This window comes from Gemmatimonadaceae bacterium, from assembly GCA_036496605.1.
Taxonomy (GTDB): Bacteria; Gemmatimonadota; Gemmatimonadetes; order Gemmatimonadales; family Gemmatimonadaceae; genus AG2.
This window is the reverse complement of sequence record DASXKV010000031.1, coordinates 1-21,992: the sequence shown is the minus strand read 5'-3', so window position 1 is coordinate 21,992 and position 21,992 is coordinate 1. Positions and strand designations below refer to the sequence as shown.

Below are 21,992 nucleotides of genomic sequence, written 5' to 3'. Positions count from 1 at the left end.
TCACGGAGTGTGAGTTTCAATTTCCACTGTCAATAACATCTGCTGCATGCGGTGGATCTCGGTGCTCTGATCCACGTTGACGTTGTTGGCGAACTTGAAGACCGCTTCGTCCTGCGCGGCGCCGGGCGTGGCGAAGAGTTGCTGGACCATAGTGATCGCGCCCTGGTGATGCTGGATCATGCCGCGAAGGAAAAGCTCGTCGAACTGCCGGCCGCGCGCAGCGTCGAGCTGCTTCATCTGCTCATCGCTGAGCATGCCCGGCATGAGCATCTCCATCACCTGACCATTCATCACCATCTTCATGGGCAGCGGCTTGGCCTCGGGCACCGGCTGGTTGCGATCGCGCAGCCAGTTCTGCATCAGGGTGATATCGTCGTTCTGCGCGTTGATGATGCGGGCGCAGAGCGTCTGCACCGCGGAACTGGCGCCATGCGTCGGCGCCATCTTCGCCATGACGACGGCCTGGGCATGGTGGGAGATCATCCCCGTCATGAATTGGACGTCGGCCGCCGTATAGGGAAGTCGAGCGCTATCGGCGCGGGCGCGGGCTCTGGCCGCCGAATCAGAGGCGGCGGCGGGGTGAGCAGCCTGGGCCAGCCCGAGACTCGGCCAGGCACTCAGAATGACGATCGCATATGGAAGAGACTGTAAACGCATCGAACTCTTGCTCGCGAAGCTTCCCTTCGATATTACCACATTGCCACGCTGCGTGGAGGCGCTATCGCCGACTGTTCGACCCGGGATATCGAGCGCGATCTCGCTGACGAAGTGCGCTTTCATCTCGCGATGATCGCGTCTTTCCGCCAGGATCTTCGTTATGGTCTGCGCACGCTGATCAGGAATCCCGGGTTCAGTGCGACAGTCGTAGTATCCCTCGCGTTAGGCATTGGCGCAAACACGGCGATCTTCAGCCTGGTCGACGCGTTGTTGTATCGACCGCTGCCGGTCGCCTCGCCGGGTGAGCTGGTGCTCGCCACACGGCGACTAAACGACCGTCAATCGCTGATGCTCAGCAATCGGGATCGCCAGGCATTGGCCAGCAGTGAGACGCTCAGCGGACTGTGCGCATCGCGGCACCAGCCACTCCGGACGACCCTGTCTGGCGGCGCGCAGCTCGTGGAAGGAATGCTCGTGAGCGGGAACTGTTTCTCGGTGCTCGGAGTCTCCGCCGTACTCGGGCGCATGACGAGCGAGGCGGATGATGAACCGTCGAGCCAACCAACCGCCGTTCTGAGCTACGGTTTCTGGCGACGGCAGTTCGGCGGCGAGCGCGGCGTTATCGGCCGCACGCTGACGTTGCAGGGCCGCCCGTTCACGATCATCGGCGTCGCGCCGCCGGCCTTCACCGGACTGGAACCGGGACGGCCGGCGCAGGTTTACGCGCCTCTCAGTACGCTGGGCGGTCCATTGTTGAGGATCCCCGACGTGTTCTGGCTGCGACTGGTAGGACGTCGGCGACATGGCGTGTCGATAGCCCAGGTGCAAGCGGATCTCGCGGTGCGCTTCGCAAGGGTCGAGCGAGATCGCACCCCGCACGGCCCGCCGCCGGTCCTCGAGGTCATATCAGCACGGAGCGGCTTCGGCGACGCACGAATGGAATACGAACTTCCGTTGCGGATTCTGATGGGTGCCGTCGCACTCGCGTTGCTCATCGCGTGCATGAACGTGGCGAGTCTATTGATCGCGCGCGCCGGTCGGCGACGAAACGAGATCATGGTGCGAGTCTCGTTGGGCGCGAGTCGCGCGCGCCTCGTCAGGCAAGTCATGACCGAAAGCTTGTTGCTGTCCCTCTCGAGCGGGGTGCTGGGTCTCGCGCTCGACTGGCTGGCGCGGCCATTGGTGATGCAGGCGGTGTCGGATCGTGGAGTTTCGCTCGAGCTCACGCTGGGCTCGCGAACGCTGGCGTTCACCGTCGCGGTGTGCCTGGTGACCGGAATGTTGTTCGGAATCGTTCCGGCGTTGCGGATGGCTCAGCGGGCCGAGTCGATGGAGACGCGAATCGGCACGAACGTGAGCACGCGATCGCGCTGGTCTGCGGCGCTCATCGTGGCGCAAGTGGCGCTAACCGTCGTCGTGCTGGTCTCGGCAGGTTTGCTGCTCGGTAGTCTGCGCAAGCTTCAGGAAATCGATCCCGGTTTCAGAGCCGATCACCTGCTCATGTTGAGCGTCGAGACCGGCAACTACCAGGGTGACGCGCGCATTCGCTTGCAGCGGGAACTCTACGCGCGTCTGTCCACCCTTCCCGGCGTAGCCTTGGTGACAACGTTCGATGATGTACCGCTCGGCGGTGCGAATGTCACGACGAAGGATTTCAGCATAGACGACGTCGGCCCCCGCTTCTTCGAAACGCTCCGAATCCCGCTCGTTGCCGGCCGCACGCTCACCGAGCGTGACACGTCGGCCGGACCGCGAGCGGTGGTCGTCATCAGCGAAAGCGTAGCCAGGCACCTCTTCCCTGGCCGAAGCGCGCTCGGCGAACACGTCAACGTCTTCAGCACGAACCGTGAGGTGGTCGGCGTCGTGAAGGATGCGAGGTATCGAGGCCTGCGGTTGCCGCCTGAACCAATGGTGTACCGGATGGCCGTCGGCGGGGATTCGTACGCGATTCGCACGACGGAGAATCCTGCGATGCTGATCGACCGCGTTAGGCGCGAACTCCGCGACGCAGCGCCGGACGTTCCGATCGCGTTGCTCCACGCATTCGACGTGGATGCGACGCTTCTGCGAGAGCGCATCGTCTCCGCAGTATGCTCATGGTTCGGGGCGTTCGCCCTTTTGCTCGCCGGCATCGGTCTCTATGGTCGTCTCGCGTACGCCGTCGCGGAGCGCACGCGTGAGATCGGCATACGAATGGCCCTCGGTGCGAAACAGAGCCAAGTGGTCTGGAGCGTTCTCTCGGATGCCCTCGTACTCGCGATCTGCGGGATTGGCGTTGCCGCGCCGCTCGCGCTCGCCGCGACGAAGGTGATTCGAAGTCTGCTATTCGGCGTGGGGCCGGCGGATGCCCTCGCGAGTGCAGCGATCCTCGTTGGGATCGTTGGCGTCGCGCTCATGTCCGCGTACGTTCCCGCGCGTCGTGCCGCGGCGATCGATCCCGTGCTGGCATTGAGACATCAATGATGCGAATGAGCCAGACGTCGCGACGCTCATTCACGAGCACCGGCGACGTGAGTCGGACTCGTTAGGTTAATCCGAAGTCGGGCGCGCTCCTATCCACCAGACCGCTGGGGTTCCTCGTAAAGGCCGAACTCATTACCGACTGGATCGGTAAAGGCAGCGAATGCCCCCATGTTTGGCCCAATGTCCGTGCGCGGGGTGATGACCCGGCCCCCTGCACTCTCGATCCGTTTTAACGACTCCGCAATGCTGTCGACCATGATGTAGATCCGCGTGCGCTCATCCGGAGTCCGGTCGCTTTCCTTGACCCACGTCCCGCTAACTCCCCCTGAGTCATCGAACGCTAGGTTCCCGTCCCCGCGTTCACGCACCTTCCAGCCGAAGATGTCTGAGTAGAAGCGTGCCGAGTCTTCGGCGCGGTTGGCCGGGATCTCTAGGTAACAGATCTTCCCGTGGGGCATCCATCCTCCAGCATTGACATGTAGAGGCGCCTAACGCATCAAGCTAGTTAGCCGCGCCCAGACCGAGCCACACGCGCGCCGTCGCACGAAGGGTGGAGGCAGGTCAGCACTACTTCGATATTGCCACTCCCCATGGCGCCTTGCCGACGGGGATCTTCTTGACCACCTGATTGGTGGCGAGATCGACTACCGAGACGTCGTTTCCAGGCGGACCGCCAGCGGTCCAGAGCTGCTTGCCGTCGGTACCGAGCGCCATCCCCCATGGGCGCGAGCCGACGTCGACCGTACCGACGAATTTGTCGCTCTTCGTGTCGAGGATGGCGATCGTGCCGCCGCGGCCGGTGCTGATGTAGACCTTCGAATCGTCAGGCGCGATCACGGACCCCATCGGCTTCGCCCCCTTCCCAGGCACGGGGACGGTGGCGATGGGCCGGTACGTCGTGGCATCGATCACGGTCAAGTTCCCGCCCACCTCGGCCGGCGCGTACGCGCGCTTGCCATCGTGGGTGAACACCACCGAGCGCGGACGTTTGCCGACGATGATCACGTGCCTAACGGTGTCGGCGTTCGTGTCGATGACGTAGAGTTTTCCTCCTTCCTCGCTCGTGACCCACACCTCGTCCCCGCCGGGTCGAACCGTGACGCCCTCCGGCTGACCGCCGACCTTGATCGTCGCCTTCACAGTGCCGGTGGGCACGTCCACGACCGACGCAGCGGAGGCGTCCTCGTTGGCAACGTAGATCGTCTTGCCGTCGGAGCTGATGTCGAAGTTCTCCGGGTCGACGCCGCCGGGAAGCCGCCGGACCTGACGGGTCGCGAGATCGACGAGCGCGAGGCCGTCCTTCGAGCGGTCCGCGGGCGGGAGCTTCGACTCGTCGACACCTGGGCCGGCGCGCGGAGAGCCGCTCACCGCGACGACGAGCGTCTTCCCATCGGGCAAAAGCTTGATCCCACGCGGGCGCTGTCCGGCGTCGAGCGTGGCGACGACGCTATCGGTGTGGATGTCGATCACGCTGACGTTGTTATCGGCCTCGTTGCTGACGAACGCGTAGGGGCCGCCCTGACGGAGGGAGCTCGCCGCCGCGCCTAACGGTGCGCCAGCGGTATCCGACGCCGTGCGGTCGTGCGCGCCACCGGCGCACGCACTCGCGACGAGCAGCAGGACGGCGCAGGGCTGGAGCCGGATTGCGGTGGTCACGTGGTCGTCTCTTCCCGGTGAACGTGTTTGGGTAGGACTTCCGGGGTCGGTCGCTGCCGAACGCCCGAGCTAAGCGCGGGCGAACGAAATGAAAAATGCGAGTGCGGCGAGCTTCCGCAACTGGCCGTCGGCTTCAGCGTTCGTTAGGCCGTCGGGAGCGACAAATGCCTGACCGGCGCCTCGCCTACCTGCCGAACGCCTCGCATTCGAACAAGGAGAAGCGCTCCGATAATCCACAAGAGTAGGACGGTCAAACGGAGGACCAGCGTCGAGTCGAACGTGAACACGCTGCCGCCCTGCGTTACGCCAGATGGCACAATGTCTTTCATGTTATTGAATGCGGAGTGCATGAACATCGCCAGGAGCAGGCTCCCGCCCGTCCGCCAATAGAGCCAGGCCAATGCGACCGAGTACGCCGTGATTTGCAGCGCGTACAACGGGAACGACTGGTGGTATGTGTCTGCCCCTGCTGCAAAGAAAAGCGGCAGATGCCACATTGCCCATATGGCGCCCACGATGAGGCTCGCACCCACCAATCCGGCGCGCTCGGCAAGCCGCGGCAACAGATACCCACGCCAGCCAATTTCTTCACCAGCTTGGCCGACAGTCCCGAGGATCGTCGCCGCGACCAGCACGATGGGGCGAGTGTCTCCGAACCGTGGCCACGCACCGGTAAGGGCGCGATGCAGGACCGCGACCGCGAGTTTCGTGAGTGGCATAAGAAGCAGGGCGAACGCGTAGAAGTGCAGATCCACGCGCCAGCGGAGGATACGGCGGAGCAGCGCGCCGACGGCGGGACGCCCCCCTCCAAGGCCGTGAGTGCGATGGCGACGAGGGCGGGGGCGAACACGCCGAGAAGGAACACAGGACCACCGAGGACGAGCCCCGTCGGGATCGCCGACGGCACGTGTGCGGCACCGGTCCAAATCACCAACGTCCACAGCGCCCACGTGCTGGCAAAGGTCAGGATCAGGAACTTTCCGATTGCACGCATGGCGTCCTCGAATGTCACCGATTATCGCACGGCATGCGGACGCGCAACGCCAACCGGTGCAGGAGTCGACGGTTAATCACGCGAGGGGAGCACGTCGCTTGGAGACGTCGGCGCGCGGACGGACGTGATCGCAGAGGGAATGAGAACTGACCGTTGGGAAGCCCGATTAATCAATACTCACGAGTGATTAATCGCACGATCGACGTTGGGGTTGAGTCGCGGCCTAACGCCCTGGCTAAGCTGCAAGGAAGTCTAACAAAAGCGCCGGGCAACGCCGGGCGCAATTCCGAAGATTCCTTGTTAGCTTCCGCGTTCGTTATGCGTCAGGCGCGCAGCCGACGGAATGTCTCGTGTTTACCGGACCCAGTGGCCAATCCGGCGCCACCTCATTGCGGTCACAGCGCGAGCGTAGTCACTACCGCGCGCCGGATCGTATGAGTAGTAGATGAACATCGGCGTGCCTTGGAGGTTCGGCCGCGGCACTGGCCCGTAGTACCGGCTATCAACCGAATTATCGCGGTTGTCTCCCATCATGAAAAACGTGCGCGCCGGAACCACCAACGGACCCCACTCATGGAGGCTCGGAGCCGCGATCGGTGGTCCGAATCGAGAGTCACGAATCTCGATTTGATGCTGCCAGGCAAAGATCGCCTGCGGCACGTCGGCCACGGAGTCGGCGAGAACGAGTGCGTTCGGCGATCGAACGACCGTGCCGTTCACGATCAGCTGACCGCGGCGCATCAGCAGTGTGTCGCCGGCGATTCCCACAATACGCTTGACTAGCGTTGGGGTGACCTCATCGGGAGCGATCCGGATCGAAGGGTCTTGCGGCGGCGAGGTAAAGACCGCCACGTCGCCACGTTGAGGGCTCGCATACCCTGGCAGCGAGCGGTCGGTGAATGGGATGTGTGGCCCGAATCGGAGCTTGTTCACGAAGAGCCAATCGCCGACGAGCAAGGTCGGCTCCATGCTACCGCTGGGAATGCGAAACGCTTCGGCGAGCAGTTGTCGGGTTCCAAGAAATATGACAAGCGCGGGGAGGACACTCATGATGAGCGCGCGCGTGCGAACGACTAGAGAAGGGCGTGGAGTGGATTTGGGGCGTGCGGCCGCGCGTGCCGCACGTTTCCGTCGAGTCTTGCCCATGGTTAGACCTCCGAGTCGCACACCAACGTGACTGTAAGAGCGTTCCGCGAAAAGAGCGTTGTTGGACGCCTAACGCCCTAGCTAATGGGCGAGCGCGTCAAATAATAGCGAGCGAAGCGAGCAATCTATAGATCGCTCGGCAGCTTCAGCGTTCGTTATGCTGCAGCGCATGAATGCGTGTCGCGGTAATCGCTGACTCGCGAGCATGCGGCATACAAGTCAGGTGGCAGCTCCTAGTTCACCTTAGCAGAGACCGGGCGTGGAGCGCCAGCGCTGCGGGAATCCCGCCGAGGACCAGCCCAGGAGCGATCACTACAAACCATGGTTCCCAAAGCCACAACTGCGCTGCAGCGAGAATAACGACGACAAGCGCGGCGAGCCTTAACGCGGAACGGCGACGGCGATGAGCGGCCACCGCTGCAGCCGCCGCAAAAAGAGCGGCGGCAACGAAGAACGCCGCGACAGCGCCGTGTCGCCAATGCTGCGCCACGTGGCGTAGCTGGCTCCAGGCGAGTACGGTCCACAGGATCGCGGCCAATCCAAGCGCCACGACTACGCGCCGAACGTCCCCGTCAGTGTGATTCGCCATGAACAGTGCACCCGAACTTGCTCGAAGTTGAATCGCGTGGCTTGAAAGCGAAGATGTCGTGTGACGGGCACGCCAGGCCAAACCTCGACGATGCTTGGTGGCCGCATAACGCCTTGAGCTCACCTGCGGGCGAAGACATAAGAGCGAGCGAAGCGAGCAATCCTCGGATCGCCCGTCTGGTGCAGCGTTCATTAGACCGGCGGCGCGAACGTCTTGAGGTACCCGCACTTGGGACAGCGATAGCTGACCACCCGCAGGAGTTCCTTCCCACGCGTTTTGATTCCGGTCCATCGCTTTTCTTCCACGGGACCTCGCAGCCACGTCTGCGTCCGACGGCTTTCGAGGTCGAGGGTCACGCCCTCTTCCATCGAAACGTTGCACTCCGGACATGTCTGAGGCTTCGGCATCATTCCCAATCGTTGAATGCGATGGAGGTCGTGCGCGGTCTAACGCTAACTCATTTGCGCCGTTGACTTGCAAATATGCAGTCAACGCACCGGGCTTCGCCATTCAAAGGTCGCGGCTCGATGCGGCGTTCGGCCCCAACAAAAGGTGGGGCATGCGGTTGGCGAGCTGAGATGGATGAGCCTACGCTCATCAAATCTGCGCTATTCGCAATTCATTGTGCACCGAACCAGGAAATACGCCGAGGACGGGCAGCATGGTGGTCAACTCGGCGCGGCGGCTCAAACGGTGACCGGCCGGCGAATCGAACGCGAGCCGAGACAGCAGCGCGCAAGGCACCCCTAAAGCCGATCAGCGGGACTGATGACCCCGAGAGCACCTCGATTCATTACGTGCGTATAGATCATCGTCGTGCGCAGGTTGCGGTGGCCGAGCAGCTCCTGAATCGTGCGGATGTCGGTCCCGCTCTCGAGCAGATGCGTCGCGAAGGAGTGTCGGAAGGCGTGGCTCGTCACGCGCTTGGTCATTCCCGCCTCGCGCGCAGCACGAACGATGGCGCGGTGCAGGACGCTCTCGTGGAGGTGGTGCCGGCGGCGCTTACCGCTCCGATCCACGAAGGTGCGCGTCGCCGGAAACACATACGACCACATCCAGTCGCGACTCGCGTTCGGTGTCAACACCGTCGACTGCACGTCGCGCCTTAGATCCGAGTACCACCGACGGCGAAGCTCGGCGAATCGCCGTCGCAACATCCCGAGCGCTGGCACGGCCAACGGGACACGCCGGCCCTTGCCACCCTTGCCGCCCCGATTCACGATCTCACGCCGCTCCAGATCCACGTCCTTCACGCGCAACGTTAGGCACTCCGTCAGCCGCAAGCCTCCGCCGTACATCAGCAGCACACAGAGTCGGAACGGTTGATCGAGTCGCTCGACGACGCGTCCGACCTCACCGGTGGAGAGGACGATCGGCTCCCGACGCGGACGACTCGCCGGCGCGAGTCCCGGAATCCGATCGAACGGCGCACGCAACACTTCCACGTACAGGAACGTCAACGCCGCCAGGGCCTGATTGTGCGTCGACGCCGAGAGGCCCTGCTCAACAGTCAGCATCGCGAGAAACTGTCGCACCTCCGTCGGCCCGAGATCGTTCGGATGACGTCGGCCGTTGTTCAGCACGAATCGTCGAATCCAATACACGTAGGATGCAATCGTGCGCTCGCTGAAGCGACGCTCGTGTCCACGCCGGCGGACAACCTCGTGCAGCCAAAACCGCCGCTCCGGGTTCGGCGGTGACACCAGCTGCGATAGCGGGATCAGGGGTCGCTCGACCACATCCCAAAGAGAGCGACGCCGCACACGCAAAGCGTCACCATTTCCTTCCGTTCAGCAGCGAATCAACGCGACACTGCTACTCCATTCTGCTTGAGCAACCCGCTGAAAACCGGCGCGTCGACATCCACAATATGTTTGAACTCCGCCGCAATCGCGGCGAGCTCCTGCCTGAAGCCGTCATTCACCGCGATCTGCTGCGCAGTCGGGCCCACATCACCCCCACCAGACCCGCTGCCTGGCGTCCCGACCATCGGGCCGATCATCCAGCTCATCCGCTCGTAGAGCTGTACCGGCTGTCGGAACGCATCCTCGCTACGCCCGGTGTTGCGCAAGTCGATCAATCTACGCTCGACCGTGCTTGCCTTCGTGTCGAACAACCGTGCTGCGTCGACGAGCGAACGTTTCTGCGGATCGCTCGCCAACGATGCCTCCGCATCCTGCGCCTGCTTGCGCAACGCCTCGAGCTTGTTCCCCATCTGTGCCGCTTCGTCGATCTCAGCGAGCACTTCGCGCACAAAATCCACCTGCGCGTTAATCGATTGCGGCGTTCCCGGCGAGTGTGGATCAGACAGGACGCGGAGCGTCGCTTGCTGCTCGGCGCCTCCCGCCTTCACACGCACCGTGTACGTGCCTGGCGGCACGATCGGCCCCGCCGGGGGAATGCGCGTACCATACGCTGCATAGTTGCGGTGAGCAGGCGCCCATGGCTCGTCGAGCGGCGGCACCTGCATAACGATCGTCGAGCCCGACTCATAGCGTAAATCCCACCACACGCGATTGAGGCCCGGGTGGCCCGTGACGGTGAGCGTTCGAATCGTCGAATCGCGTGCACCGATGATGGACACCTGCACCTTCGGCGTCTCCGATTTGAGCGTGAAATCGATGTCGGCGCCATATGTCGGGTTCTCTCCGCTCACGTGCGGATCGACGTCCGCTTCGCGCGCGTCGTTCGTGGCCCGGAACCGGTATGCTGCGCGAGGCGTGAAGAGTTTAAAATTCTCTGATTGCGCGGTGTCCCAGCTCCGCAGCGGCGTCACGTCGTCCAGTATGTAGACTCCGCGGCCGTGCGTGCCGATCACGAGGTCGCTGAACGTCGGTTGCACCTCCATCCAGTAGATCGGCGCGGGCGGCAGATCGTTCCGGAGGTGCGTCCAATGCTCGCCATCGTCCCACGTGACATAGAGCGCGTTGTCGGTGCCGAGGTAGAGCGTGCCCTTGCGCGCGGGATCTTCGACGACGATGTGCGCGCTCGAGTTCACGCCCTTCGGTACGCTCCCCGAGATGAGCTTCCACGATGCTCCGTAATCCGTCGTCTTGTAGACGCGCGCATCGTAATCCGCCTGGTGCTGCAGGTTGACGACGACGTACGCGCTCGCCGCGTCGAAGCGCGACGGGGCGATGCTCCACACCGTCCCCCACGGCGGCAGATCCGGAATGTTCTTCGTGACGTTCGTCCAGTGCGCGCCCCCGTCGCGCGTCACGTTCACCTGGCCGTCGTCGCTGCCGGTCCAGATGACACCGGCCGCGACCGGCGACTCGGCGATCGCGTAGAGCGTGCCGCCGTCGTAGGTGGTGAGATTGTCCGCCGAGATCCCGCCCGAGTTCTGCTGGTGGGCTTTCGTGTTCGTCGTTAGGTCCTGGCTGATCGCGCGCCAACTCTGCCCGGCATCGGTCGTCATGAACAGGACCTGCGCGCCGACGTAGACGCGATTGTGATCGTGCGGGGAGATCGCGAGCGGTGTGATCCAGTCGAACCGATAGCGCATATCCGCTGGCGCCCAGCCATAGCTCGTGATTGGCCAGGGGCTGACGTCGCGCGCCATCCCCGTCTTGTAGTCCATGCGCACGATGCGTCCATTGTCGCACCCCGACCACACGACATCCGGATTGGCCTGATCTGGGACGGCGAACGCATCCTCGCACCCGCCCGCGTTCGTCCAGTTGCTGAGCGGAATCCCGCCGCGGCCACCGCTGGTGCGACTTGGTCCACGAAACGAGGACTTGTCCTGGATGTTGCCCATCACGTTATACGGAATCGCGTTGTCGGCGACGACGTGATACACCTGTGAGATCGGCAGCAAGTGATGCTTGTAGCTCTCCGCGCGATTGTCGCTGATCGAGACGCCTGCGTCGTTGGCGACGAGCACGCGGCTCGCGTTGGTTGGATCGATCCAGACGTCGTGATTGTCGCCGCCCGGCGCGGCGATGACCGGTCTGTTGCTGGCGGTGTCCGGGGCTACGCCTCCTTCAGCGCCGCCGCCGCCGGGACGGCCCCCCCGGGCCCCCGCGGCAAAGACCGTCTTCCCGCCGTCGCGCGACATCGTGAACGCGACCGATGGGAAATAGAGCAAGTTCTCATCGTCCGGCGAGACGGCCAATCGTGTGTAGTACGGTGATCGCTCGTCAGGCAAGTGCGACTGGTTGACGAGCTCCCAGGTCTGGCCGCGATCGCTGGAGCGATAGAGGCCCGGCGCAGGTGCATCCTGCACCAGCGCATAGACGCGATTCGGATTGCTCGGCGCGATCGCCACGGCAATCTTGCCGAGCGTATGCGAGGCCGGCGGAAGTCCGTTGCCGGCCAGACGCGTCCAGGTCTCACCCCCATCGTGCGTCACGTAGACGCCGCTCCCAAGGCCGCCGGAGTGGAGATCCCAGCGGTGAATGTCGAGCTGCCAAGTGCCCGCGAAGAGTGTTCGTGAATCTGCCGGATCCATCACGAGATCGGAGCAGCCCGTACTGTCGTTCACGGCGAGCACCTGCCTCCACGTCGCACCGCCGTCGCTCGTGTGAAAGACGCCGCGCTCGCGCTGCGGACGAAACGCCTGGCCGATTGCGCAGACGTAGACGGAATTCGCATCGCGCGGATCGATGACGATTCGTGCGATGTGCCCCGTCGCGTCGAGCCCAACGTGGTGCCAGGTGCGCCCGGCATCGGTGGACTTGTAGACGCCGTCGCCGAGCGTGTAGTACGGGCGAATAAGCCACGGCTCGCCGGTGCCAGCCCACACAACGTCGTGGGCTGATGGCGCGACCGCGAGTGCGCCAATAGCAGAGACGTTTTGCTCGTCGAAGATGGGCTTCCAGGTGGTGCCGTTGTCCGACGTCTTCCATATGCCGCCGTCCGCCGCACCAGCGTAGAGGGTCATCCGATCGCCCGGAACGCCCGTGATGGACGCCACGCGATTCCCCTCGGGGCCAAGGGGTCGGAAGTGCAGCGCGCTGAGGCCGCCCTCAGCGGCGGCAGCAGCCGAGGCAGGGCCGCCACGGCGTTGAGCGTTGGCCGTCGCGGCAAGAATGAGCAGCGCGAGGAAGGGCGCGGCAAGACGAGTCATCCGGTGCTCCTGTTTCGGGGTCGGCGCCGCGAATGTACCGGCGCGATCTGACCACGTCTACGCCAGAACAAACGGCTCCGTTCTTTCGAACGGAGCCGTTTGTGATTCTCCCCTTCTGCGTTCTTAGAACCGGAAACCAAACGTTATCGGAACCCACGCCGCCTGGTCGACGTGATTATACCGCGCCTCGAGAAAGGCGCTTCGTCCGACGAGCGAGAAGTTGATCCCGCCGCCCACGTTCAAGCCAACCTTCGTCTCTGACGAAGTCGTGGGATTCGCGCCGGCACGCGTCACTTCAGCACGCGTGTCGTACACACCAGGGCCGCCGAGCAGGTACGGTCGCATGCGACCGATGCTGTTCAAGGCGTAGGAAGCGTCGACGGCGCCGCCAATCGAACTCGACTTGCCCGTGTAATTGACCGTTTGGTTCGGCCGGGCGCCGGCAACGGTGTAGTCCTTCGAACTGAAATTGTAGTAGGCCAACTCCGCGCGAAGGTCGATCGGCCATCCAAGGCGATGGTACGAGCTTGCACCCTGGAAGTGATAGCCGTTTCCTGCGCCGTTACTGAGATCACCCGTCGGAACGCTCATCCCCGCGCCTGCGGACCAACTGAACGAGGAACTGGAGGAGTGCGTTCTTGCACGCTGTGCACCGGTGTTCGGCGCGCCGAGGACGATTGCGAGAACAGTGAGCCCCATGCATTGCCGAATCATGGTAACTCTCCCGAAAAGGATTACAGGCACGCCGTCGCTTCACCGCTACGGACCGCGTCATGCGATCGACGCGCGATCCTAACGGCTGCAACGGGTCTAAACGCCCATACTCCGTACGGCTGCGCAAAACCACGATAGCGGTATCGGTGTTCGATAAGATGGGCCGACGGGCGTCTCGCCCGGGCTGGCATGGCAGCAAGTCTAAGCAGCGATAGCGACTCTAGCCGCGGCTCAATTCACGGAGCATTTTCGGCCATCCTGTCCTCGTAGGTGCCTATGCCGCTCCTGCATGATCCCCAAACCCGTGCGACGCTGCGATCGCGCCTCGAGAGCCTTCAACCGACGGCGGTGCGTCAGTGGGGAAAGATGACGCCCGATCAGATGTTGAAACATGTCGACATCGCGCTGAGCGTCTGTCTCGGCCAGACCACGTTCGCACCTGGGAGGATGCCCCTACCCGGTCCACTCTTTCGATTCTTCGCGGCGAATTTCCCCTTTCCGAAAGGAGCACCCACGCACCCGGACTTCCGCGTGAGCGAGCGGTGCGATTTCGCGGCCGAGAAGGCGCGGTGCCTAACACTGCTCGATGAGTTCGCGCGGAAGCCGATCGACTCCGCGTGGCCCGAGTCGCCGATCTTCGGTAAGGTCACCGGGAAGTTCAACAGTCGCGTGCAGGCGAAGCACCTCGATCATCATCTTCGGCAATTCGGTGCGTGAATTCCTTCGCATCCCGTTCGATGACATCGCCGAGGCCGCAGGACTCGTAGCCGCGCTGAGTCGGCAGCTCGCATCACCTCGCGTCGACTTGCGAGACGTAGGGACAATCGAGGTCGGCGTCGTTGCGCGTGGTGCGGGCGCGGACGTGTATCTCAGCGCCGGAGCACTAACGGCGACGGAGCGCGCCTTCGGTGCGCCGCCGGAGTTCAGCAAAGTGGAAACGCTTCCGGGCGATCTCGTCTGGATACTTCGTGACGGCGAAAGAAAGTTTCTCGGACGGGGCGACGTTCTGAGCCAGCTCATTCCCGAGCCGCCCGAGCCGCTGTACACGCAACGGACGTCGATCGGGATCGTGAAGTTGTGGCGCGACGACAAGGGCTACGGCGTGATCGAATCAACCGACACGGCGCCGTGGGACATCTGGTCTCACTTCGCCGCCATCGAGGGCACGGGCTTCAAGTCGCTCACGGTCGGCGAGCGCGTCGAGGTAACGTACCATCACGCGAAACAGGACAGCTACAGGTACGTGGCGGAGCGCGTCCGGCGGCTTCTGAATACATGAATGGCCGGATGGTTACGCAGTGAGTGGGTGTCCGGCGGGTTGCGCGATGCTCGCGGCCGCGACGTGCTAACTCGGCTTTCTTGGAAACGCCTCGTCGTGTGTGTACTCCGCGCCCCACTGCGCCGAGCCATCGGCACGGAAGAACTTCTGACTCCCGTCTGACCACTCGACGAGCCCGGGGCCAGTACCGTTGCTCCAACTCTGCTTTGCAGCCAACGAGATGGCCTGCTTCACGCTGGACGCCGCGACGTGGTACAGCGTCTTGTTGTATTGGCCGTAATACTTGCTGTGCGGAGAAGGCCCACTCGGACCAATGTACAGCTCGTAGATCTTGAGCTTTTTGGGCATCAGTGAGCGCTTGCTAAAGAGTGACGCCGCGGCCGCCGCATCTATGATATATCTACTCGAGTCTCCGGAGCGAGCCGTCGACCTCGAATTGTCGCGTAATCCGTACGAACCCTGGACAGCGAGGGACTTCCTAACATCCGGAACTACCCGGGTGTCCCTGTCATAGGCACATGGCCGACGAACACGATGCATCGGACGCACGGCTGGTCCACGCGGCCCGTCTCGGCGATGCCGGGGCGTTCGATGCGCTCGTCGGTCGATATCTGCGCTCGGCGCACGCCCTCGCATTCGCGATCGCCCGCAATCATCTGGACGCGGAGGACATCTGTCAGGACGCATTCGTGCGCGCGCTGGAACAGCTCGACAAATGTCGCAGCGAGGCGCGGTTCGCTGGATGGTTCTTCGCCATCGTGCGAAGCACGGCGCTGAATCACCAGCGTCGCGAGCGGCTTCGACGGGGCGAGCCGATCGAGGGGCTCGATACCTACAGTCACGAGGATCCCGTGGCGGAAGCCGAACGGTCCGAGCTTCGCGCACGACTCGGCGCGGCGTTAGCCGTCCTTGGCGAACGAGAGTGCAGCGTCGTTCTGCTGCACGATCTCGAGGGACGGGCACACCGCGAGATCGCGAATGCGCTCGGAATCTCCGACGTGAGCTCGCGCCAATATCTCTTCGTTGCCCGACAGAAGCTGCGGGCAGCCCTCGCGGACCTTCACGCTCAGCGCACGGACGATGATTGACGAGCCCATCGACCTCACCGTTTTTGACCCGCCGGTCGAAGCACTCGCGCGCGACGTTCACGAGCGGTGCGCTGTGTTGCTCGCCGAGAGACGGCGCAGCGGTACTCTCGTGCAGATCGCCGACTGGTGGCGCCCTGTGATCGCGGCGGTCGCGGTCATCTCGCTCGCGTCGACATTGTTTCTCGTGACCTCGCCGCGAATCGCACCCAGGCGAGGCCGATTCGCAGTCGACAGGCCCGCGCCATTCGCTCGCGCCCCTCTCGTGGAACTCGCCCAAGCGCTCGGCGTGCCGGGTGAGATCGCTCGAAGCCTAACGATGCGGCCGGTTCCCAGCGTCTCGCGGCTCGTGGACGAGGTGGGTCGATGAGCGAATCGTCGCCGGTCCAACGCACGCGGCTTCTCGCCGGCTTCGTACTCGTCGCCGTGTTCGTCGGCGGTGCGGTCGCCGGCGCTACGGTCGAACATCTTCGTGCCTCAGCCGCGCCACAGGACGCCCCGACACCGGTCGCGTCGACGGACCAGGTGATCGCGAACATGAAAATGGCCGGGACGGGAATCCCGGTGATGTACGAGGCGCTCGACCTCAGTCCGGAGCAGCGAGCGCAGATCGCGACGATACTCGCGTCGTACCAGCCGCGGGTCGACTCGCTCCTGCACGACCGCTGGCCGGCGCTCCATGCCGTGATCGACAGCGTGAGGCTTCGCGTTGAGCAAGTACTAACGCCGGCGCAGCAGCGTCGGCTGACGACGATGCGGCGCAGCGAACCACCGCGGTGATGGGTGGCATACGTTCGACCGAAGGAGGATGGACATGACGAAGAGATTTCTCGTTCCGTGCGCTCCATTGGTACTCGTCGTTGGCGCGATCGCCGCGCACGCCGGAACGCGTAAGGGACCGATCATCGTTCACGAATGGGGAACGATCACGACGCGGCACGCGCCGAACGGCACGCCGCAGGGCCGGCTCAATCGCATCGACACCACCGAAGTCCTGCCCCAGTTCGTGCACCGCTACGAGCCGTCGCAAACGGTCGACAATCCGGAAAAGACCCTCGTGAAGGAGACGCTCGTTCCCGGCCGGCCCGACGTGACGATGCGCCTCGAGACGCCCGTGATCTACTTCTATCCCGCGCGCGACATGCCGCTGCCGCCGCCCTTCCAGGTGACGGTGCGCTTCCGCGGCGGAATCGTGAACGAGTTCTATCCGGACGCCGAGGCGTCCGTCGTCGTCGACGTCGAGCGCGCGTCGAGGAAAATGCAGACGGGTGCGATTCCGTCGGAGTGGAATGGCGACGTCCTCGATAATTACGTCGTCGGTCGGCTGCTCTGGAGAGACGTCGCGCTTGCGCCGTCTGCTTCGCTGACGCCGACGTCGAGCCACGTGTGGCTGGCGCCACGCAATGTCCCATCCACGAACGTGACGTCGAAGTCCGGCGAGGCAGAACGCTATTTGTTCTACCGAGGCGTCGCGCATCTCGATGCGCTGATGCAAACCGAGCTGTTGGCGAAGGAGGTCCGATTCCTCGCGCCGCGACAACTGGAGTGGATGCACCAACCGTCGATGGCCATCGCGAAGATGTGGCTTGTCGACATCCGACCAAACGGCACGGTCGCGTTTCGGGAACATGCACCGCTCACGATCGACAAGGCGCAACCGTCGCGGGAGCTTGCACGGATGCCGCTGTTCGCCGACGAAGATTACTCGAGCGCCAATCTCGCGGCGCTGCGACAGGCGATGAAACAGTCGCTCGTCGGCGCGGGCTTGTTCGAGCCGGAAGCAGGCGCGATGCTCGAGACGTGGAAGAAGAGCTACTTCGAGACGCCAGGACTTCGCGTGTTCTACCTCGTGCCTGACGAGTGGCTTGGCTACTTCCTCCCGCTGCGTGTGTCGATCCCGAATCAGCTGACGCGGGTCATCGTCGGCCGGATCGATCTGCTCCGTAGGTGACGAGCCATCGCGGGATGGCCGTTGACGTGAAGCGGTCGACGACGTTGCGCGTTTATGCGCCGCTCGGCGCCTTCCTTCTACTCGGCTGCCCCGTTCTCGTCACTCGGGACAGCAGTCTAGTCCCTGTGCGCTAGGCATTAGCGGGAGAGTTTCGCGCTGGCCAGAGGGCGTGACGTGACCCCAAGATCCGATCTCTATGTCAGCGTTGGGTGGCACACCTTGGTTGGGGTGAGCGTGACCAGTGTTGAGTAAGGACTTAAGGCTGGTCAGAGGTCTCAGCTAACGGGTCCGGCGCCGATCGGGTCTCGGACCCACACTTAGACCTCGACTAGACCTCCGTTCGCTGGGGGCAGGCGCTGGGCCTAGGGCTAGCCCACGCTAACGCACGGGGTTTACGGTTAGCTCAATAGACCTCGACTAGAACACTCTGCGCGGTGCGACAGTCGCGTCTCGCGCGAGCCCTGAAGCCCATTGACCTTCGTGCCGAAATCCCAAGGCCGTTAAACTCGGACTGTACGCTCGGTGGTTATGGGAAATTGGCGTCCGAATTCAAGGCATTGCCCGGAACAATTTGGGCCAATTTCCGGCCCAGAACCATGGATCTTCCACAGCCTGGCGTCGCTCTCGCTGGAATCGTAACACCTGCCCTTTACCCACTGGTTGGAGACGCTCTTTCGACATCTGTATTGCGCAGGCTAACGCGTGCCGCGATCCCATGGCGAATGTGCAACATCTACGACCGTGTCGGTCGCGACGGGGCGTTTCTTACCCCACTCCGCGATGTGAACTTCGAATGAATCGATCTGAGACCCGGAGCCACGCAGCGTAATTGCAGCCCTGCCGGCGTGGCTCCAATAGGCGAGGTAGCGAACTCGCAGCAAGCCGGGGATCATCGTCCATTCCTGGCGCAAGGAGAGGTCGGCATCGCACGTTGCGCCGCAACTCTCCTCTCGGATGACGAGGCGATAGTCTCCGCGATCCACGCTCTGAACCTCCTGGGCTCCACTCCAGTCGAGAAGACGAGTGAAGAGAGCAATACCAACGAACGAAACCCCGAGCACTACTTGCAGCACTGCATGGCCAACGCGTCCATCATTGCCGCGGTTGCGCAGGTCCGTTCGAAGCGCGAGTGCGAGGGCAAGCCAGAGCGCTAGCAACCAGATTGTTGGGAGCCAGTGGTTGGCCTCCTCCGCCGAGAGCTCAAAGCCGTAACTGCTGGGGAGTGCTCGGAAGAAAACAACTGGACCTGCAACGAGGATCACTGCGAGAAGTATGGTGAAAGCCCTCAGTGCTCGCGTGCGGTTAGGCATACGCTTTCGACCTCGGCATTAGTGACCTGAACCCACTCTCGAACGCACGAAAGGCCAGCTTCCAGCGAATCGCTTCAATCACGAGGCGCTCAGCGGCCTCCCGGGACCAGCTAGCCGTCGATGCCAAGTTTGCGACGAGCCAGCTTCACCAATGCCCCATACGCGTCGCTCAGTGCTTGCTCCTGCGTGCCGCTTCGTGGACAACCTTGGCGTAGAACTCGGGGTGTGCTTCAGTTCGGGTAGAACGCATTGCGAGGCCGCTCGCGATCGTTCTCCATGAAGGTGTGAGTCAGAATATCCTCGATGTATGCGATCGTTCTCCTGCAAAGTCGCTCGCGCGATTTCGAGATCGGCATCCAAGAATTCAAACGCGGGATCGCCACCGTCGACGTCCAGAAAGTCGTGCAACGGATCGAGAATGTCCTGACCGAATGCCTGGCCCGCTCAGCGATTCTGCAGGTACTGTATAAATCCCGTACTCAACCGTCACCCACAGGCATCTTTCAGATCGTCGATAGTGGAGCGGCGTCTGAGTCCTTCCGTTTTCTCTTGAGCATCTCGTAAACGCGCCACTCCTCTATTCCCATCACGTCGGCGAGCTGCTTTACGGTCAAAGTCCGCAGTTCTTCGCGGAGTCCATCTAATGTGTCGCGGCTCACTGCTCCCTCCATGTCGAAAGCCAAGGTCGAACGCCTCGACATGTCAGTGACGGGAGGCCCCCCTTACTGCCTCTCCCAGTTCAGGCGTATGCCACCTAGTCGTGCCCACTTGGGCCCTGTGGCGAAGCAGCGGAACTAGGTAAATCCACTAGGTACGGACGTGAAAAAAGCCCCCGTCAAGGGGGCTAAGTCCTTATGGGCCTGCGAGGAGTTGAACCTCGGACCTCACGCTTATCAGGCGTGCGCTCTAACCACCTGAGCTACAGGCCCCAGACTACTGCGGGAGCGTTCTAGAGCTATGAACCTTAATCAGTTACCGCCCTCCCATCAACCGCTGCGCCTTAGTGCGAACTCGACATATGATATCAATAGATGCAAGCCGACCAGAGGCGCGACGTTGAGAGCCACGTCACTCACTCGTTTGCCAAAGATCGTCTGCAGCACAATCATCGGCAGCCAAAACGCTCCGCCTCCGATGACGCACCAGAAGATCGACTGTCGCATTGGCTTCTTTCTCATGAGATCATTAGCAGACACTAACAGCGGCGTTAGCGGACTCAGTGTGTCAACTTTGACTTACCGCGACTGCTCTCCGACTCGCCAGCGCGTATCGCCGACCCGGGACGCGAGACGGCGCACACCGAGCGCGACGAACTCCCGGTACCCGCCGGCCTGCACCGCCGCCAGGTGCGCGGTCGCGTGCCGCGCCGACTCCTTGGCCGCGAGCACGTCTCCCACGTTCGCCTGCGCGTCGCCAAGGTTCAAATAGAGCGACGCCAGGAGCCCGGCCGCACGTCCGTCGGCGACCGCCTCCGCGTGGCGCACGGCGAGGGCGTTCCAGCGGAGCGTCTCCGCCGACGTCGGCTGATGCCGGGCGAGGAAGTGCGCTGCGACCGCCGCGTCGAAGTCGTCGCGCCGCGCGGCCCACGCGCGCTCGAAAAGCCCGCGCGCCTCCGCCGGCGTCCCCTCCACGGCCATGCCTTCGGCACAGAGCACGACCACGGGGTTCGTCGGATCGATCGCGTCGGTGATCACGAGGTGCTAGCCAGCATTAGGCACGTGTGGCGTCTCCAAATGGTGAACGACCCACTCCATTCCCGGAAGATCCAGGTGCCCTAATCGGGCGCATCTGAGCCACGACTTTGCTCATTATGCAGCCTTCTCGTACATTGGCAACTCGTTGCGCTCAGGGGGACGCATGTCCTCGGATCTGAGGGAGCTGCTCCAGTCCAGCCTCGGCGCCGGCTATCGGCTCAGCCGCGAGCTCGGCGGCGGCGGCATGGCGAAGGTATTCGTCGCCGACGACCCCGCCGTCGGCCGACGCGTCGTCGTCAAAGTCCTCTCCCCCGATCTCGCCGCCGGCGTCAACGTCGACCGCTTCAAGCGCGAGATCCAGGTCGCGGTGAGCTTGCATCATCCGCGCATCGTACCCGTCCTAAGCGCCGGCCAATCCGGCGACGACCTGCTCTACTACACGATGCCCTTCATCGAGGGCGAGACGCTGCGTGCCCTCATCAAGCGCGAATTTCAGCTTCCGCTCGACCAGTCGCTCGCGATCGCCCACGACGTCGCCGAAGCGCTGCAGTACGCGCACGATCAGAACATCGTTCACCGGGACATCAAGCCGGAGAACATCCTCATCGAGCGGGCTGCGGGACGGGCCGTCGTCACCGACTTCGGCATTGCGCGCGCGATCGAGCGCGCGGCGGACATCTCGACCGTCACGAGCACGGGCCTCACGTTAGGCACGCCGACGTACATGAGTCCCGAGCAGGCCGCCGCCGACAGGGATCTCGACGGACGGAGCGACATCTATTCGCTGGGCTGTGTGTTGTACGAGATGCTCGCGGGAACTCCGCCCTTCACCGGCCCGACGGCCCGCGCGATCATCGCGCGGCACATGACGGAGGCGCCGCCGGCGCTCCGCTTCGTCAGGCCGGATTTGCCGGTCGGCGCCGGCGTGCTCGTCGAGCGCATGTTGGCGAAGGCGCCCGAGCGGCGCCCGGCGACGGCGAGCGCACTGGCCGACGCGATCGATCATTACGAGACCCTGACGAGCGTGGTGCCGGTCCGGCGTCGGCTCGTCGACTCGCTGGCCAAGGTCTGGCGCTCGTTCGTGCGTTGACACGACGGTTGAATCGCGTTAGGCGGTCGACCTAACGACAAACGCCCCGGCGATATCCCGCCGGGGCGTTTGCGTATGAAGCAATCGAGTGTGAGGAGTCGTGCGGTGGCGCGACTTCGAGAGTGGTTTTCCGCATTCGTGTTGAGCGAATGCTTACTCACCAATCCGTTAAGGAGGTGATCCAGCCGCAGGTTCCCCTACGGCTACCTTGTTACGACTTCGCCCCAGTCACTGCGCTCGCCTTCGGCCGCTTGCTCTCTTGCGAGTTGCGACACGGACTTCGGGCGCTCACA

22 protein-coding genes, 1 tRNA gene and 1 rRNA gene are annotated in these 21,992 nt (G+C 63.3%); 10 read left to right on the top strand and 14 right to left on the bottom strand.

Annotated features, from left to right (window positions below; genetic code table 11):
• Entirely contained in the window at nucleotides 1-780 is a 780-nt protein-coding gene (locus tag VGH98_10715) for a DUF305 domain-containing protein (protein ID HEY2376433.1), read from the bottom strand.
• On the opposite strand from VGH98_10715, the gene VGH98_10710 reads away from it, so the two are divergent.
• Nucleotides 769-3,120: an ABC transporter permease gene (locus VGH98_10710; GenBank protein HEY2376432.1), complete on the top strand. Its 2,352-nt coding sequence runs from the start codon at nucleotides 769-771 to the stop codon at nucleotides 3,118-3,120. The genes VGH98_10715 and VGH98_10710 overlap by 12 nt on opposite strands.
• A gap of 89 nt (nucleotides 3,121-3,209) precedes the next feature.
• Here the strand turns inward: VGH98_10710 and VGH98_10705 are convergent, their stop codons facing one another.
• The 3 genes from VGH98_10705 to VGH98_10695 form a co-directional block, all read right to left on the bottom strand.
• Nucleotides 3,210-3,578, bottom strand: coding sequence for a VOC family protein (locus VGH98_10705; GenBank protein ID HEY2376431.1), 369 nt, complete (start codon nucleotides 3,576-3,578; stop codon nucleotides 3,210-3,212).
• 109 nt (nucleotides 3,579-3,687) lie between these two features.
• The gene (locus tag VGH98_10700; protein ID HEY2376430.1) at nucleotides 3,688-4,776 is read right to left on the bottom strand and encodes a hypothetical protein; all 1,089 of its coding nucleotides are present in this window, start codon (nucleotides 4,774-4,776) and stop codon (nucleotides 3,688-3,690) included.
• Nucleotides 4,777-4,919: 143 nt separating this feature from the next.
• Nucleotides 4,920-5,411 (bottom strand): CPBP family intramembrane glutamic endopeptidase, encoded by a 492-nt coding sequence (locus VGH98_10695; protein ID HEY2376429.1) that lies wholly within the window; start codon nucleotides 5,409-5,411, stop codon nucleotides 4,920-4,922.
• Nucleotides 5,412-5,459: 48 nt separating this feature from the next.
• Between VGH98_10695 and VGH98_10690 the strand changes: the two genes are divergently transcribed.
• On the top strand, nucleotides 5,460-5,846 hold the full coding sequence (locus VGH98_10690; GenBank protein HEY2376428.1) for a hypothetical protein: 387 nt from the start codon (nucleotides 5,460-5,462) through the stop codon (nucleotides 5,844-5,846).
• 278 nt (nucleotides 5,847-6,124) lie between these two features.
• Here the strand turns inward: VGH98_10690 and lepB are convergent, their stop codons facing one another.
• The 5 genes from lepB to VGH98_10665 all read right to left on the bottom strand — a co-directional run bounded on the left by lepB (nucleotide 6,125) and on the right by VGH98_10665 (nucleotide 13,290).
• Nucleotides 6,125-6,916, bottom strand: coding sequence for a signal peptidase I (gene lepB, locus VGH98_10685; protein HEY2376427.1), 792 nt, complete (start codon nucleotides 6,914-6,916; stop codon nucleotides 6,125-6,127).
• 238 nt (nucleotides 6,917-7,154) lie between these two features.
• Complete coding sequence (locus VGH98_10680; protein HEY2376426.1) at nucleotides 7,155-7,505, bottom strand: hypothetical protein; 351 nt, start codon at nucleotides 7,503-7,505, stop codon at nucleotides 7,155-7,157.
• 746 nt (nucleotides 7,506-8,251) lie between these two features.
• A complete protein-coding gene (locus VGH98_10675; protein HEY2376425.1) occupies nucleotides 8,252-9,208 on the bottom strand; it encodes an integron integrase in 957 nt (318 codons plus the stop codon).
• Nucleotides 9,209-9,306: 98 nt separating this feature from the next.
• Complete coding sequence (locus VGH98_10670) at nucleotides 9,307-12,576, bottom strand: hypothetical protein (GenBank protein ID HEY2376424.1); 3,270 nt, start codon at nucleotides 12,574-12,576, stop codon at nucleotides 9,307-9,309.
• 123 nt (nucleotides 12,577-12,699) lie between these two features.
• A complete protein-coding gene (locus tag VGH98_10665) occupies nucleotides 12,700-13,290 on the bottom strand; it encodes an outer membrane beta-barrel protein (protein HEY2376423.1) in 591 nt (196 codons plus the stop codon).
• Between the two features lie 276 nt (nucleotides 13,291-13,566).
• On the opposite strand from VGH98_10665, the gene VGH98_10660 reads away from it, so the two are divergent.
• Together VGH98_10660 and VGH98_10655 are read left to right on the top strand one after the other, a co-directional pair.
• The gene (locus tag VGH98_10660) at nucleotides 13,567-14,007 is read left to right on the top strand and encodes a hypothetical protein (GenBank protein HEY2376422.1); all 441 of its coding nucleotides are present in this window, start codon (nucleotides 13,567-13,569) and stop codon (nucleotides 14,005-14,007) included.
• Complete coding sequence (locus VGH98_10655) at nucleotides 14,000-14,569, top strand: cold shock domain-containing protein (GenBank protein HEY2376421.1); 570 nt, start codon at nucleotides 14,000-14,002, stop codon at nucleotides 14,567-14,569. Before VGH98_10660 ends, VGH98_10655 begins: the two co-directional genes overlap by 8 nt.
• Nucleotides 14,570-14,635: 66 nt before the next feature.
• On the opposite strand, the gene VGH98_10650 is transcribed toward VGH98_10655, so the two are convergent.
• Nucleotides 14,636-14,917 carry a hypothetical protein gene (locus tag VGH98_10650; protein ID HEY2376420.1) on the bottom strand — a complete coding sequence of 94 codons (282 nt, stop codon included), beginning with the start codon at nucleotides 14,915-14,917 and terminating at the stop codon, nucleotides 14,636-14,638.
• A gap of 170 nt (nucleotides 14,918-15,087) precedes the next feature.
• Between VGH98_10650 and VGH98_10645 the strand changes: the two genes are divergently transcribed.
• Genes VGH98_10645 through VGH98_10630 form a run of 4 tightly spaced genes read left to right on the top strand, consistent with a single transcriptional unit; the run spans nucleotide 15,088 to nucleotide 17,605 of the window.
• Nucleotides 15,088-15,657 (top strand): sigma-70 family RNA polymerase sigma factor, encoded by a 570-nt coding sequence (locus VGH98_10645; GenBank protein ID HEY2376419.1) that lies wholly within the window; start codon nucleotides 15,088-15,090, stop codon nucleotides 15,655-15,657.
• The gene (locus VGH98_10640; protein HEY2376418.1) at nucleotides 15,650-16,024 is read left to right on the top strand and encodes a hypothetical protein; all 375 of its coding nucleotides are present in this window, start codon (nucleotides 15,650-15,652) and stop codon (nucleotides 16,022-16,024) included. Before VGH98_10645 ends, VGH98_10640 begins: the two co-directional genes overlap by 8 nt.
• A complete protein-coding gene (locus VGH98_10635) occupies nucleotides 16,021-16,434 on the top strand; it encodes a hypothetical protein (protein ID HEY2376417.1) in 414 nt (137 codons plus the stop codon). The genes VGH98_10640 and VGH98_10635 overlap by 4 nt, the downstream gene beginning before the upstream one ends.
• A gap of 34 nt (nucleotides 16,435-16,468) precedes the next feature.
• A complete protein-coding gene (locus tag VGH98_10630) occupies nucleotides 16,469-17,605 on the top strand; it encodes a hypothetical protein (protein HEY2376416.1) in 1,137 nt (378 codons plus the stop codon).
• 695 nt (nucleotides 17,606-18,300) lie between these two features.
• On the opposite strand, the gene VGH98_10625 is transcribed toward VGH98_10630, so the two are convergent.
• Nucleotides 18,301-18,867 carry a hypothetical protein gene (locus tag VGH98_10625; GenBank protein ID HEY2376415.1) on the bottom strand — a complete coding sequence of 189 codons (567 nt, stop codon included), beginning with the start codon at nucleotides 18,865-18,867 and terminating at the stop codon, nucleotides 18,301-18,303.
• Nucleotides 18,868-19,218: 351 nt separating this feature from the next.
• Between VGH98_10625 and VGH98_10620 the strand changes: the two genes are divergently transcribed.
• Nucleotides 19,219-19,479: a hypothetical protein gene (locus VGH98_10620; GenBank protein ID HEY2376414.1), complete on the top strand. Its 261-nt coding sequence runs from the start codon at nucleotides 19,219-19,221 to the stop codon at nucleotides 19,477-19,479.
• Nucleotides 19,480-19,770: 291 nt separating this feature from the next.
• Here VGH98_10620 and VGH98_10615 read toward each other — a convergent pair.
• Together VGH98_10615 and VGH98_10610 are read right to left on the bottom strand one after the other, a co-directional pair.
• Nucleotides 19,771-19,844: transfer RNA gene (locus VGH98_10615), tRNA-Ile, on the bottom strand.
• A 306-nt stretch (nucleotides 19,845-20,150) separates the two neighbouring features.
• Nucleotides 20,151-20,609 carry a hypothetical protein gene (locus VGH98_10610; protein ID HEY2376413.1) on the bottom strand — a complete coding sequence of 153 codons (459 nt, stop codon included), beginning with the start codon at nucleotides 20,607-20,609 and terminating at the stop codon, nucleotides 20,151-20,153.
• Between the two features lie 163 nt (nucleotides 20,610-20,772).
• On the opposite strand from VGH98_10610, the gene VGH98_10605 reads away from it, so the two are divergent.
• Nucleotides 20,773-21,699, top strand: coding sequence for a serine/threonine-protein kinase (locus VGH98_10605; protein HEY2376412.1), 927 nt, complete (start codon nucleotides 20,773-20,775; stop codon nucleotides 21,697-21,699).
• 169 nt (nucleotides 21,700-21,868) lie between these two features.
• Here the strand turns inward: VGH98_10605 and VGH98_10600 are convergent.
• Nucleotides 21,869-21,992 (bottom strand): 16S ribosomal RNA (locus VGH98_10600); the annotation flags it as partial.